Here is a 12,885-nt window from a genome sequence, read left to right on the forward strand (position 1 = left end):
TCGGGGGTCGTGGATGAACCTCTCCCCCGTCATCGCGGCGCATACGACCGTCGAGGACGTGCACCTGGTCTCGCATCGCACCGGCATGCATCCGGTGCTGCGCATCCGCCCCTCGGCCGGAGCCTGGCAGAGCGCGCCGTCGCCGGCAGCCACGCCCGCCATCCTCACCTGGGGCGAGGGACGTCACACGGTCAATGCCGCGTTCGAGAGCGTCGACGCGGTACGTATGCGTGGCTCCGCGGGGACGCAGGTGGAGCTGGCGGATGCTGCAGCCGACCTCACCCCGTTCACCGGGACGTATCTGTTCGTCGACCCTGCCGACGGCGCCGCCGTGTTCACGTCGTATGAGACCGGCTGCCGCTACCGCGTGACGCCGATCCGCGGAGAACTCACCGTCACGGGGGCGCAGGGACTCGGCCAGACCGACCGCGCCGTCACGCTGTCGGGCGCAGCGGGCTGGGAAGCGGTGATCGAAGAGTTCGAGACAGCACGAGCCCCCTACATCGCCGAATCGGGGTTCGATGAGGTCGTAACAGAGGTCAGCGAGGAGTTCCACTCGTATGTCGACGCTCTCGCGGCATGGCGAACTGACACGGTTCCCGCCACCGGGCTCGCCTGCTACGTGCTGTGGTCCGCCACCGTCGCACCCGCGGGTTTCCTAGAGCGCGAGTCGGTACTCATGTCCAAGCACTGGATGGACAAGGTGTGGAGTTGGGACCACTGCTTCAACGCCCTCGCACTGGCTCCCGGCCTACCCGACGCCGCCTGGGACCAGTTCCTCGCGCCCTTCGATCAGCAAGATCCGAGCGGGGCTCTGCCCGACTCGATCACGCACTCGGAGCGGCTCTACAACTTCGTGAAGCCACCGATCCACGGGTGGGCGCTGCGCCGGCTGCGGGCCTCGGGAGTGACGCTGTCTGAGGAGCAGCTGCGCGACGCCTACGACCGGCTGACCCGGTGGACGCGGTTCTGGCTCGAGCGGCGTACCGCGCCCGGCTCGGTGCTCCCGGTCTATCAACACGGCAACGATAGTGGGTGGGATAACTCCACGATGTTCGATCGTGATCGTGTCGTTCACGCCCCCGACCTGGCCGCGTTCCTCGTCATCCAACTCGACGTCCTCGCGGAGGTGGCCGCCGAGGTCGGCGAGTCCGCCCAGCCATGGCTCGCCCGTCGCGACGACGTGCGGGACGCGCTCATGACCCAGTTGTGGCGTGGCGATGGATTCGTCGCGCGCGGCGTCACCGGCGGCATCTCGGGGGGCGCCGACAGCACCCGATCGAGTCTGCTCACCTCGATCCCGATCGTTGCAGCCGACCTTCTCGATCCCGAGGTCTCGCACGCGCTCGCGCAGGGAGTCGAGCCGTTCCTCACCGATTGGGGCCCGGCGACGGAGCTCGTCTCCAGCCCCCACTACGAGTCAGACGGCTACTGGCGCGGGCCGATCTGGGCACCGTCGACGATGCTGATCGAAGACGGCCTGCGCCGCGCCGGCGCGGGCGAGACCGCGGATGCCGTCAGCCTACGGTTTCGGCGGCTGTGCGAGGCATCCGGTTTCGCCGAGAACTTCGACGCCCTGACCGGGGAGGGCCTGCGCGACCGGGCCTACACCTGGACAGCAGCCGCCTACCTCGTGCTGGCGCGGGAAGCGGTGGCGCGCGACGACGTCTGAGAACGGCGGCGGCTTCGCCGCGACGAGGATGCCGAGCGCGTCAGGCTTTCTTGCCCCGTGCGCGCTGCCGGATGATCCCGAAGATCACGGTGCCGATAAACAGCACGATTCCAATGATGGCGAGCCAGAGCAGCCCCTCAAAGGCGAACCCCACAATCGACAGCACCGCCCACGCGACAAGCAAGATGATGAGTACTGTCCACATAGTCCTCACCGTACGCGCTCGATGAGCACGGCAGTGCCAGCCAGCCACATTCACAGCAAGCCGCGCGCCCTCTCCCCACCCGTCAGCCCCAGGAAACGCACGCGCACTCGGCGAGATGAACCTGAGAGTCGTACATGTTCGGGGCGTACCGTCCGATCATGAAGACACAGACACGAACGAGCGGCTCGGATGCCGCGACGCTGGGCCTGGGATCGGTGCTGGTGGGTTCGCTGCCTGCTGCGCTACTGACTGACGAGAGCCCCGACCGCTATACCGTCGAGGCCGTGTTCACACGCCGTCCCGACCGCGACGAGGTGGTCCAGATCCTCGACAACCAGACCCGCGATGCTCTCACTCGAGCGGGGTACCCCACCGTGGAGATCACTGTCTCGGACCGCCGCTTGGAAATCGCGAATACGAATCTTGAAGAGCTGCGAGACGGCCTGGCAACGGTCCTCGCGGAACGGCTTGCCGCGATCAGCGACAGCGTCCGCGCCGGACGGGATGAGGCGGCCGCGCGCTCTCATGATGCGGCAGCGACCGAGCATCTTCGCGCGGCGGCCGTGGTCGAACTTGCAGGCTCTGTCGCCTTCCATCGCTCCGGCGAGAGTGCGACCGCGACGACCCTCCCTCGCCTGGATGCGGACGAGCAAGCGCAGATCGAGGAGTGGAATGACGATGGCGGCGATGCGCGCACGAGTTCGTGACGAGGCAGTGCGCGTCACACCGTGAGCGAACTCCGACCGTCAGGACAGGATGACACTCCGCGTCGGGATGCTGGGGCCGGTCGCCTGGCGCACGCCGCCCGATGACTATGGCCCCTGGGAACGGGTGACGAGTCTCCTCACGGAGGGTCTGGTGCGGCGGGGCGTCGAGGTCACACTCTTCGCGACCGCGGACTCGGTCACCGAGGCGCGGCTGGACCCGGTAGTTCCTCACGGATACGCGAGCGATCCGTCAATGGACGGCCGGGTCTGGGAAGCACTCCACGTGGCACACGCGATGACGCGCTCTGCCGAGGTCGACATCGTGCACAATCAGCTCGATTGGCTGCCACTGGCTTTCGGGGCTCAGTGGCGCGCGCCGATGCTGACGACGATTCATGGGTTCTCGGGCGCAGCGACGCTGCCTGTCTATGAGTCCGCGTCCAGTGCCTTCGTCTCGATCTCGGACAGCGACCGATCGCCGAAGCTGGATTACATCGCGACCGTGCACCACGGGATCGATCCGGCAGAACTCCCGGTTGCCCTCTCCCCGGATGACTATCTCGTGTGCTTCGGAAGGATCCACCCCGACAAGGGCACCGCCCAGGCCATCGAGATCGCCCGCCGGGCGGGGCGTCGGCTGGTCATCTGCGGCATCGTGCACGATCAGGAGTACTTCGCATCCGAGGTCGCGCCCCACATCGACGGCAATCGTGTGGAGTTTCGTGGCTCGGTTGGCGCGACTGACCGTGCTCACATTCTCGGGAACGCTGCCGCACTGCTGCATCCGATTGCCTTCAATGAGCCGTTCGGCCTATCTGTCGTGGAGGCGATGATGTGCGGCACGCCGGTCATCGCCTATCGGCGCGGTTCGATGAGTGAAGTCGTCGATGACGGCATCACCGGTCGTACCGTCGCAACGCTCGAGCAGGCCGTGAGCGCGGTTGACGACATCGTGGCGCTGGACCGACGGCAGGTCCACGAGCAAGCAGCGGCCCGGTTCGGTGTCGAACGGATGGTCGATGACTACCTGAGCGTGTACGAACAGATCCTGGCAGCTCAGCCCAGGCCTGTTCACAGCTGACCGGCGTATGGTGGGCCCACAGCGTCCTCACCTACATCACCATTCGGGCGTGGACCGGATCGCGCCATCGACGCCACGATCCCACGAGGGATGCCGCTGGCAGACGTCTCGCCAACGCCGGGCGTCGCACCGCTCGGGCCTACCGAGGAGCGCGTCGTCGTGACCCACTATGGATTCCTCAGCACCTACCCGCCCACCCGTTGCGGCCTGGCGACGTTCACCGAGGCACTCGCCCACGCCCTGAGCGGCGACCCGCGAGACAGCGCCGACATCGCGCGGGTGCTGGACACCCCCGAGCCGGCCGCGGCTCGTACCGCCGACGGCGCACCTCGGGTACGAGCAGACCTGATCGCGCACGACAGCGGAAGCAGGGCCGCTGTCGTGACCGCTCTCAATGTCTGCGATGTCGCGATCGTCCAACACGAGTACGGCATCTACGGCGGCGCAGACGGTGACGAGATCCTCGAGGTCCTCGCGGCCATCACCGCTCCGACCATTGTGGTGCTGCACACGGTCCTCCCCGCGCCGACGCCGCATCAGCGAGCAGTTCTCACGCGCGTATGCGCAGCAGCGTCCGCGACCGTCGTGATGACCAGCAGTGCTCGCGAGACCCTGCTGGAAAACTACGACGTGAATGCCGCACTCGTTCACACCATCCCCCACGGCGTGACGAATCTCGCCCTGCGTCCCACGACTCCTCACCGCCGCAAGCGTGTCCTCACGTGGGGGTTGATCTCACCGGGAAAGGGCATCGAGTGGGGTATCCGCGCCATGGCACAGCTCGGCGATCTGGCGCCCGACATCGAGTATGTCGTCGCGGGGCAGACCCACCCGAAGGTTCTTGCGCTCGCCGGCGAGAGCTACCGGACCGCGCTCACGACACTGGTCGACGAGCTCGACCTCGGCGCATCCGTGCGTTTGGATGGGCGATACCTCGACGGCGACGAGCTCGCGGCTCTCCTGGCATCGGCAGATGTCGTCCTCCTCCCCTACGACTCGCTCGACCAAGCAACCTCGGGTGTGCTGGCGGAGGCCGTCGCGGCGGGTATCCCCGTTGTTGCGACGCGGTTTCCCCACGCTGTCGAACTGCTCGCAAGCGGCGCAGGAACCGTCGTCACTCATCAGGATCCGGAAGCTATCGCGGCAGCGGTGCGAACGATCCTTCGCGGCGACGAGGTCGCGAGGCAGATGCGAGAGGCGGCGTTACACGACGCGAGCGACATGACGTGGTCCGCGGTCGCCGACCGCTATCGGATTCTGGCCGCCGCTGTTCACACCACGGCAGCGGCAGCGTAATGCGCGAGCATGATCGGTACCACCACCTGCACGCGCTCACCGACGGCCGCGGCGTCTTCGAGCACGCGCTCCTGGACGCGCCCCGACCTGACCACGGGTACTGCGTCGACGACGTCGCCCGCGCACTGATCGTGGTTGTCCGCGATCCAGACCCGGACCCTGACCTCGTGAGGCTCAGCGAGATCTACCTGGGATTCCTTGAATCGGCCATCGGAACGGACGGGCTCGTTCATAACCGCATGAACGTGCACGGTGACTGGACCGACAACCACTCGATGGGCGACTGGTGGGGACGCCTCGTGTGGGCGGTAGGCACCGCCGCGGCCCGGGCACCGGACCCGTCAATCCGAGCCCGCGCGATGCGCGCGTTCCAGCGGGTCGCGCAGCAGCAGTCGCCGGACCTGCGGACGATCGCGTTCGCTGCCCTCGGCGCCAGCGAGGTCGCCGTCATCGATCCCACGGACGCGGCGGCTCGCCGTCTCCTGGGCGCGCTCGTGGATGCTGTTCCGGCCTCGAATGGCGAGACCTGGCTCTGGCCAGAGCCACGTCTGACGTACGCCAACGGCTCCATTGTCGAAGCGCTCATCGTGGCCGGCGAACGACTCGACAACCAGTCGGCAAGCGATCGAGGGTGGGAGTTACTCGCCTTCCTGCTGCAGGTGGAGAGCCCGAGTGACCGCCTATCGGTGACAGGCAGCGGCGGACGTGGTCCCGAGCAGACCGGACCGCAGTTCGACCAACAACCCATCGAGGTGGCGGCTATCGCCGATGCCTGCGCACGGGCCTACGAGCTGACCGGCGGCGAAGACTGGCGGCGTGGCATCGAGCTCTGCTGGCAGTGGTTCCTGGGGCACAACGACAGTCGAACCGTCATGGTCGACGTCGCCACGGGAGCAGGTTTTGACGGACTCGAGCGTCACGGACGCAACGAGAACAGGGGTGCGGAGTCGACCTTGGCGGCCCTGAGCACCTATCAACAGATGCGCCGCCTCGAACCGGAGCCGCACGTATGACGCTCGGACGGATGGAGACGGCCACCCTTCGTGCGGAACCGAGTCGGGTCATCGGGCAGCTCTTTCTCCCCGGCGAGGAGTCAGCGAACACCCACTCACGCGCAGCGCAGATCGTGCAGCGGGTCCTCGCCCTCTCTGGCCCCGCCACCGAAGAGATCGCCGCGCGATTGATCCGAGACTTCGATGGGCGCCATCCCGACATCCGTGCGTTGTTCGTCGCGAACGCGGATGCGGTGAGCTCGCGGGTCTCTGACCTGGAGGAGATCACCGAGTCACGCAAGATCGTGTTGGGCGCAAGCTTCACCGCGGAGTTCGCCCTCGAAGGCGCCGGAATCTGCAACCCGAGCGCCATCGAGCATCCCGACCAAGACGGCATGGCACCGGGTCACCTGCGTGTGGCGATCGCCCTCCGCGCGATCGGAGAGGGTCACCTCTCATCCATCGGGTTTGCCGAGGCCACCATCGGTCCCGGCGCCACCTGGAGCTTCCACGACCGCGAGGCACCACCGTGGCGCCCGCACCTGAGCGACGGCAGCTGGAGCATCACGCATTTCCGTGCGGCCGCCGAGCACGAGGGGATCCTCAACGAAACGTCGCACGCGGTTCTGCGCGAATTGCCGGCGCGGTTCTCACCTCCCGACATCGACATCGCTGTCGCCGCACTCCCCGCTGAGCTGTCCACGCGCGCCGACAGCCGTCGACAGATCGATGCGCTCCGGACGCTGGCCGCCTCGGCGTATCGGACGACCTTCTCGCCACAGACAGGGCTGAGCCAGCGCGTCCTCACTCCCGTCGCGGCAGAGGAGAACCATGGCATGGAGGATGCCCGATTCGTCCGCTTCACCGACGCCGAGGGAGCCGTTGAATACCGCGCCACCTACACCGCCTATGACGGGCGAAACATCGCGCCCCGGCTGATCATCACGCCCGACCTTCGGGACTTCACCGTCCATCGGCTGGCGGGCGCGGCCGCCCAGAACAAGGGGATGGCGTTGTTTCCTCGCGTCGTCGGCGGCAGGCACCTCGCGTTGTGCCGTACCGGTGGCGAGAATATCTCGCTGGCTGAGTCCACCGACGGCGTGATCTGGAGCCAGGGCCCGACAGTTCACAGTCCGCGACAGTCCTGGGAGATCGTCCAGACCGGCAACTGTGGGCCGCCAATAGAGACGGACGACGGCTGGCTCGTCCTCACCCATGGCGTCGGCCCGATGCGCACGTACGTCCTCGCCGCGCTGCTCCTCGATCTGCAGGACCCGAGCATCGTGATCGGGCGAACCGCGACGCCGATCCTCGAGCCGCGTTCTGACGGACGCGACGGGTACGTGCCCAACGTGGTGTATTCCTGCGGCGGCATCATCCACGAAGGCGTGCTGTGGATTCCGATCGGGATCACGGACTCACGCATCGGCGTATGCTCGGTCGACCTCGCCGAGCTCCTGAGGTCGATGGTTGCCGAGACCCGGTGACCTCTCGCGGGTGGCGACAAGCGGCTCGTTCTGCTGAGGGCAGTTCTGCCGCTGGCAGAGAGTAGCGACGGCGGGGGGCGCTCACGACATCGTTGAGTCATGAGCGAATCCCCCACCCCACCGCAGTTCACCGAACGCACCCGTCGAGAGCTCTACGAGCAGCGGGTTCTGGTCCTCGATGGCGCCCTCGATGACGACAACGGAACGCTGTTGGCGACATCCGTTCTCGGCCTCGCGGCCGAAGACCCGTCCACCGATATCGCCCTCTGGATCCACTCCCCCGGGGGCTCGGTACCGGCCATGCTCGCGATCAGGGACGTCATGCGCTTGGTCCCGTGCGACGTCTCGACCCTCGCCCTGGGCATGGCCGCCAGCGCGGGGCAATTTCTGCTCTCCTCGGGCACACCCGGCAAGCGACGCGCACTCCCGCACGCCCGCGTGCTCATGCACCAGGGCTCGGCCGGGATCGGAGGGACTGCCGTCGACATCGAGCTGCAGGCCGACGACCTTCGCCACACACGGGACACGGTGCTCGGGCTCATTGCCGAAGACTCGGGTCAGCCGATCGAGCGCGTCTTCACGGACTCCCTCCACGATCGCTGGTTCACGGCGGAGCAGGCACGAGAGTACGGGCTTATCGACACGATCGTGGAACGGTTCGAGGATCTCGTTCCACGACCTCCCGTTCGCGCCGGCTTCCACAGGGAACTCGAGGGGATGTCGCGATGAGTACCTACACGATTCCGAACGTCATCGCGCGGGATGCCCGCGGCGAGCGGATCATGGATGTCTACTCGCATCTGCTCACCGAGCGGATCATCTATCTCGGAACCGCGATCGACGCGGGCGTCGCGAACGCACTGATCGCGCAGCTTCTGTACCTCGAGTCCGAGGGCCCGGAGCACGACATCCAGCTCTACATCAACTGCGAGGGCGGGGACCCGAGCGCGATGCTCGCGATCTACGACACCATGCGCTACATCCGTTCGCCGATCGCGACGACCTGCGTCGGCCAGGCCGTCGCCGTGGGCGCGGTTCTCCTGGCGGCGGGAACGCGGGGAAAGAGGGCGGCCCTCCCGCACACACGCGTCATCCTGCATCAGCCGGCAGCCCAGGGACGAGGGACGATCCCCGACCTCATCCTTCAGGCAGAGGAAGTCGTGCGCATCCGCTCGGATCTGGAGTCGATCCTGTCGCAGCACACGGGGCAAACACTCGAAACCCTCCGCAGCGACACGGATCACGACCGCATCTTCACCGCCGAGGGCGCACGGGAGTACGGGCTGGTGGACAGCGTCATCGCACAGCGGTGAGCGGCAACGTCAGGCTGCGAGCGCAAGGGCCGCCGAGCACGTCGCAGACGGCGGGGCGCTGACTTTCGCGGTCCGAAGGTCAGCGGCAACCCCGAGAGTCAGGTCCAGCAGGGTGACCTCGAGCGCGTCAGCCACCGCGGCGATCACTTCACTCGACGGCTCCTTAACCCCGCGCTCCACCTCAGAGAGGTACTGGACCGAAACGCCTGCACGGCGAGCAGTCTCGGTGAGCGTCTCGCCGCGCTCGTGACGGAGCGAGCGGAGTCGACCGCCGAGGACGTGCCGCCACAGCGACTCGCGGCGCGCCGCCTTCTGCGGCGACGCTTGAGGGACCAGATGGAGACGAGCGCCTGGTTGGGTCATGCCTCATGCTAAAGCGACCGCGTCCGGTCGGACGATGGATTCTGCCCGGAGCAGAATCGCGAGTGGATCGGTGCCCCTGGAGGGACGCTACTTGAATTCTTCCCCAGAGGTGGCGAAGCTGCGTGACCTCTGCAACCGTGCGGCGGGGGAACGGGTGGAAAGAACTTACTCGTCACCAGCCGTTGGTCTCTCCCTAGCCAGATCCTCGAGGCCCAGCGGCTCTATGAGTCCGGGGAGTCGCTCCGGCAGATCGGGTTCAAGATCGGGTTCAACGACAAGACCGTCAAGAAGGCATCGATCAACGCAGGCGTCGACGTGCAAGCTCGGCGACAGAAACGCTAGCGGCGCTTGCGCTTTTCCTTCGTGAACGCCTCATGATCAGCGAAGGCAGCGAGAAACGCACGCGACAAACGCCGCGAATCGATCTTCGGGTTCACCGCCGAAAATCTGGTCACCGCTTCGATCGGCACTTCACGCGTGACCTCTTCCGCGTGCGCCGACGTTCGCGCAAATTCCGCGTCGAGATGGGCACAAGCCGTTTCTCATCCTCGTCTCACGTTCGCCTTCATAGCGTCGAGACATGAATGATTCGCCGATTCGGCTCCACGCCCTCACGAAGTCGTACGGTCCGCACGCTGCGCTGGACGGTCTGACCCTCGAGGTCCCGGCTGGCGAGGTTTTCGGACTCCTGGGACACAATGGCGCAGGGAAGACGACGACGGTTAACCTCTTGACGACGCTGATGGAACCGACCTCGGGTGAGGCCGAGATCGGCGGCAACTCGATCAGACATCACCCCGCGGGTGTGCGGCGCGCGATCGGCTATCTGCCCGAGAACGTCCGGTTCTACGATCATCTGACTCTGCGTGAGAACCTGCGGTTCTTTGGTGAGCTGTCCGGGGTGCGGCGGCCGGATCGCCGGATCTCGGAGGTCCTCGAACTGATCGGGTTCACCGGCCACGATCGAGAGCGCGTAGGAACGTTCAGCAAGGGCATGCGCCAGCGCGTCGGAATAGCACAGGCCATCCTGCACGAGCCGCAGGTGCTGTTCTTGGACGAGCCGACCTCTGGCCTGGACCCTGCCGGTGTGAGATCGCTGCGCGAGCTGATCGTGCAGCTGAACGCCGAGCTCGGGATCACGGTCTTCATGAACACCCACCTCCTGTCTGAGGTGACCCGAACCTGCACGAGCATCGGGATCCTCCGCGAAGGGAAGCTCGTCCACCACGACACGCTCCAGAACACCCTCGGGATGTTCCCCGAAGAGTCCTCACTGGAGGAGATCTACTTCCAGCTCGATCCGGCGGTAGCGCGATGAGGACGTTTCTGGCGAGTGCACGTCACGAGATCCTCTACACGCGACGATCCCGGATCGCGCTGATCCTGGTGGTCGTCTTCGTGACGATGGTGCTGGCATCAGCCGTGATCGGTTGGATCACCACCCGCACCGTCACGGACGTCTACGAGCAGATTCGCGCCGACGGCATGACGAACGCCCCGAACCCGTTCACGGGAGCGTCGCCGCTCTACTTCGCTCGGAATTCGGCGATCTACGTCGTACTCATCGGATGCCTGATGGCGATCATCCTGGGGGCGGCAGCAACGCTCCGCGACCGCCAGCTACGCACCGCCGACCTCGTCCTGACCCGCCCTGTCAGCGTTCCAGCCCGGCTACTCGGGCAGATGGTGGGAATCGGCGCCGTGATCGCGGTTGCGCTCGTGTCGAGTCTCACCCTGTCGTGGCTGGTGATCGGCGCGATCACCAGCGCACCGCTGACGATGGGGGAGACGGGACGACTTGCGCTTTTCGGCGCCGCGTCCTGGGCGCTGATGATGATATTCGTCGGCGCGGGAATGCTGGCAGGGCTGGTCGCCAAGCAGGAAACCGCAGCACTCCTGGTGCCCATCCTCGTCTGGTCGGGGATCGCTTTCGTCCTTCCCCAAATCGGAACAGCGGCGCGACCGATCGCGCTGCTGAACCCCGTCCCCTCTATCGCCGCGACCGGTGGCGGGTTCGACCTGCTCGCCGCGATCACGGGGCCGCTGTCGATCACCGAGGAGTTCAAGCGAATCGGGTCCTATCTGCTGCACGACCCGTCGGCCAGCGGCTCGGTCGGCATCGCGATCGCCTCTGTGTCGATCGCCCTGGTCGCGATGATCGCCATCGTCGTGTTCTCCCCCGCCCGCGCCTGAGGAGGCCTCTCGATGACTGATATCGCCATCATCGCCGCCAAAGAGTTCCGCGAGCGCCGCCGCGACCCGCTCCTGATCGGGCTGATCGCCTTCCTCGGAATCGCCTGCGTGGTCTCCGTGACCGTCGCATCCGGTGCTTTTCGCGTGGAACTCGACGCCTACAACGCCTACGTCGAGCAGTTGACGGCGTCCGGCAGCCAGACCGCCGCTGCCGCACCTCGGCTGTTCCCGATGCAGCTGCTGCGCGGCGCGGTCGAGTACGTCGAGCTGCTCGGAGCGCTGTTCGCTATCGTCGTGGGCTACGGCTCGATCGCGGCCGAAAAGCGCCGCGGCACACTCGACCTTGTGCTCAGCCGTCCGGTCGGCCTCTTTTCGCTGGGCCTCGGAAAGGTCGCCGGGCTGTCCGCGGTGTGGGCGGTGGTTCTGGTCGCGCTCGCGATCATCGAAGCGATTGCGCTCCTCACGATCGGCGGCGCGTCCCTGGGCGGATACGAGCTGCGCAACATCCTGCTCGCCACGGTCGTGCTCTGGCTGTACTTGGTGTTTTGGACAGCAGTCGCAATTGCCGTCACGTCGCTGACAGCCCGGCCGAGCACGGGCCTGATCATCGCCGTCGCCCTCTGGCTGGTGGTGGTGCTGATCCTCCCGCAGATCGGCGACACCATGGACCCCGACAATCAGGTCCCCGGCGGACTGTTCGCGGCACTTCAGATTCAACGTCCTGACGAGCTGACGGTGATGGCGCACTTCGCCGGCTTCGACGGCATCCGCAACGGCATCGAGGTCTCCTCGATCACCAAGCACACCGAACGCCTGTCGTTCGCGTTCCTCGGCATCAAGGACCAGTACAACCAGCAGCCGCTCGGCGCTGTCTGGGCTGACATGTGGCCCTATGCGTTGACCCTCTTCTCCGCGACCATCGCCGCCGTCTCCTTGGCAGCGGTGACCACCACCCGCGGAACACTGCAAAGGAAGACATCATGAACAACCGTCGATTCACCGCCACCCTCCTCGCCGGAGCCGTCGCACTCGCTGCACTCACCGGATGCACTGCGACGGCAACTGCCGGCTCGCTCACCTCATCGCCATCCGCGTCGACCTCGGGATCGTCCGACACGGTGCTCCCGGTGGATGCCAACCCGATCGTGAACGACAGCAGCACCCCCGGCTTGTCCGTGACCTACGCCGCGGTCGAGGACAACGTCGACCAGGCCACCGGTCAGGCCATCAGTGATCAGCTGGAGCTCACGATCGCCAATGCCACCTCGACCGATGTGAGTGGACTGGAAGTGTTCTACACGATGACGGACGCAACGACCGGGCAGTCAGAGTCGTACTACCAGGACCTCGGTGCACTCACCGTACCCGCAGGATCCGACGTCACCGTCTACTTCGACAACGGCACCGGCACCGGCACCGGAGCCGGACACTACCCGGAGAACACGTTCAGCCTCTACCGCAGCTCCAGCAACCAGGTCGATTTCACGATCGAAGTCAGCACGCCCGGACTCGCCCCCGCGACGGCCATCGCGACCAAGGGCGTCGGCACCGGCGAAGTGGCAGACTAACCCGACAA

14 protein-coding genes are annotated in these 12,885 nt (G+C 66.3%); 12 read left to right on the top strand and 2 right to left on the bottom strand.

The genetic code is table 11. The features are described from left to right. Window positions 1-13: 13 nt before the first annotated feature. Window positions 14-1,672 (top strand): amylo-alpha-1,6-glucosidase, encoded by a 1,659-nt coding sequence (locus IT882_RS11605; protein ID WP_229382090.1) that lies wholly within the window; start codon window positions 14-16, stop codon window positions 1,670-1,672. A gap of 40 nt (window positions 1,673-1,712) precedes the next feature. On the opposite strand, the gene IT882_RS11610 is transcribed toward IT882_RS11605, so the two are convergent. Continuing rightward, window positions 1,713-1,877 carry a hypothetical protein gene (locus IT882_RS11610; protein ID WP_195691986.1) on the bottom strand — a complete coding sequence of 55 codons (165 nt, stop codon included), beginning with the start codon at window positions 1,875-1,877 and terminating at the stop codon, window positions 1,713-1,715. A 158-nt stretch (window positions 1,878-2,035) separates the two neighbouring features. Here IT882_RS11610 and IT882_RS11615 point away from each other — a divergent pair, with 158 nt between their 5' ends. From IT882_RS11615 to IT882_RS11645, 7 genes are all read left to right on the top strand, one after another. Then, window positions 2,036-2,584, top strand: a complete 549-nt coding sequence (locus IT882_RS11615; RefSeq protein ID WP_195691987.1) for a hypothetical protein — start codon at window positions 2,036-2,038, stop codon at window positions 2,582-2,584. Between the two features lie 49 nt (window positions 2,585-2,633). Beyond that, window positions 2,634-3,665 carry a glycosyltransferase family 4 protein gene (locus IT882_RS11620; RefSeq protein WP_229382091.1) on the top strand — a complete coding sequence of 344 codons (1,032 nt, stop codon included), beginning with the start codon at window positions 2,634-2,636 and terminating at the stop codon, window positions 3,663-3,665. A 90-nt stretch (window positions 3,666-3,755) separates the two neighbouring features. Beyond that, the gene (locus IT882_RS11625; protein ID WP_195691988.1) at window positions 3,756-4,961 is read left to right on the top strand and encodes a glycosyltransferase; all 1,206 of its coding nucleotides are present in this window, start codon (window positions 3,756-3,758) and stop codon (window positions 4,959-4,961) included. Next, the gene (locus IT882_RS11630; protein ID WP_195691989.1) at window positions 4,961-5,974 is read left to right on the top strand and encodes a glycosyltransferase; all 1,014 of its coding nucleotides are present in this window, start codon (window positions 4,961-4,963) and stop codon (window positions 5,972-5,974) included. The genes IT882_RS11625 and IT882_RS11630 overlap by 1 nt, the downstream gene beginning before the upstream one ends. A gap of 11 nt (window positions 5,975-5,985) precedes the next feature. Further along, a complete protein-coding gene (locus IT882_RS11635) occupies window positions 5,986-7,440 on the top strand; it encodes a glycosylase (RefSeq protein ID WP_195691990.1) in 1,455 nt (484 codons plus the stop codon). A gap of 99 nt (window positions 7,441-7,539) precedes the next feature. Continuing rightward, window positions 7,540-8,169: a ClpP family protease gene (locus tag IT882_RS11640; protein WP_195691991.1), complete on the top strand. Its 630-nt coding sequence runs from the start codon at window positions 7,540-7,542 to the stop codon at window positions 8,167-8,169. Continuing rightward, entirely contained in the window at window positions 8,166-8,753 is a 588-nt protein-coding gene (locus tag IT882_RS11645) for a ClpP family protease (protein ID WP_195691992.1), read from the top strand. Before IT882_RS11640 ends, IT882_RS11645 begins: the two co-directional genes overlap by 4 nt. A gap of 9 nt (window positions 8,754-8,762) precedes the next feature. On the opposite strand, the gene IT882_RS11650 is transcribed toward IT882_RS11645, so the two are convergent. Next, complete coding sequence (locus tag IT882_RS11650) at window positions 8,763-9,116, bottom strand: helix-turn-helix domain-containing protein (protein WP_195691993.1); 354 nt, start codon at window positions 9,114-9,116, stop codon at window positions 8,763-8,765. A 580-nt stretch (window positions 9,117-9,696) separates the two neighbouring features. On the opposite strand from IT882_RS11650, the gene IT882_RS11655 reads away from it, so the two are divergent. The 4 genes from IT882_RS11655 to IT882_RS11670 are packed head-to-tail and all read left to right on the top strand — an operon-like array spanning window position 9,697 to window position 12,877. Further along, the gene (locus tag IT882_RS11655) at window positions 9,697-10,434 is read left to right on the top strand and encodes an ABC transporter ATP-binding protein (RefSeq protein ID WP_195691994.1); all 738 of its coding nucleotides are present in this window, start codon (window positions 9,697-9,699) and stop codon (window positions 10,432-10,434) included. Then, window positions 10,431-11,309, top strand: coding sequence for an ABC transporter permease (locus IT882_RS11660; RefSeq protein WP_195691995.1), 879 nt, complete (start codon window positions 10,431-10,433; stop codon window positions 11,307-11,309). The genes IT882_RS11655 and IT882_RS11660 overlap by 4 nt, the downstream gene beginning before the upstream one ends. Window positions 11,310-11,321: 12 nt before the next feature. After that, window positions 11,322-12,293 (top strand): ABC transporter permease, encoded by a 972-nt coding sequence (locus IT882_RS11665; protein ID WP_195691996.1) that lies wholly within the window; start codon window positions 11,322-11,324, stop codon window positions 12,291-12,293. Then, on the top strand, window positions 12,290-12,877 hold the full coding sequence (locus tag IT882_RS11670; protein ID WP_195691997.1) for a hypothetical protein: 588 nt from the start codon (window positions 12,290-12,292) through the stop codon (window positions 12,875-12,877). The genes IT882_RS11665 and IT882_RS11670 overlap by 4 nt, the downstream gene beginning before the upstream one ends. Window positions 12,878-12,885: the final 8 nt, after the last annotated feature.

The organism is Microbacterium schleiferi, assembly GCF_015565955.1.
Taxonomy (GTDB): Bacteria; Actinomycetota; Actinomycetes; order Actinomycetales; family Microbacteriaceae; genus Microbacterium; species Microbacterium schleiferi_A.

Coding starts and splice junctions, on each gene's coding strand:
- IT882_RS11605 (WP_229382090.1), top strand. CDS start 14: ATGAACCTCTCCCCCGTCATCGCGGCGCATACGACCGTCGAGGACGTG.
- IT882_RS11610 (WP_195691986.1), bottom strand. CDS start 1,877: ATGTGGACAGTACTCATCATCTTGCTTGTCGCGTGGGCGGTGCTGTCG.
- IT882_RS11615 (WP_195691987.1), top strand. CDS start 2,036: ATGAAGACACAGACACGAACGAGCGGCTCGGATGCCGCGACGCTGGGC.
- IT882_RS11620 (WP_229382091.1), top strand. CDS start 2,634: ATGACACTCCGCGTCGGGATGCTGGGGCCGGTCGCCTGGCGCACGCCG.
- IT882_RS11625 (WP_195691988.1), top strand. CDS start 3,756: ATGCCGCTGGCAGACGTCTCGCCAACGCCGGGCGTCGCACCGCTCGGG.
- IT882_RS11630 (WP_195691989.1), top strand. CDS start 4,961: ATGCGCGAGCATGATCGGTACCACCACCTGCACGCGCTCACCGACGGC.
- IT882_RS11635 (WP_195691990.1), top strand. CDS start 5,986: ATGGAGACGGCCACCCTTCGTGCGGAACCGAGTCGGGTCATCGGGCAG.
- IT882_RS11640 (WP_195691991.1), top strand. CDS start 7,540: ATGAGCGAATCCCCCACCCCACCGCAGTTCACCGAACGCACCCGTCGA.
- IT882_RS11645 (WP_195691992.1), top strand. CDS start 8,166: ATGAGTACCTACACGATTCCGAACGTCATCGCGCGGGATGCCCGCGGC.
- IT882_RS11650 (WP_195691993.1), bottom strand. CDS start 9,116: ATGACCCAACCAGGCGCTCGTCTCCATCTGGTCCCTCAAGCGTCGCCG.
- IT882_RS11655 (WP_195691994.1), top strand. CDS start 9,697: ATGAATGATTCGCCGATTCGGCTCCACGCCCTCACGAAGTCGTACGGT.
- IT882_RS11660 (WP_195691995.1), top strand. CDS start 10,431: ATGAGGACGTTTCTGGCGAGTGCACGTCACGAGATCCTCTACACGCGA.
- IT882_RS11665 (WP_195691996.1), top strand. CDS start 11,322: ATGACTGATATCGCCATCATCGCCGCCAAAGAGTTCCGCGAGCGCCGC.
- IT882_RS11670 (WP_195691997.1), top strand. CDS start 12,290: ATGAACAACCGTCGATTCACCGCCACCCTCCTCGCCGGAGCCGTCGCA.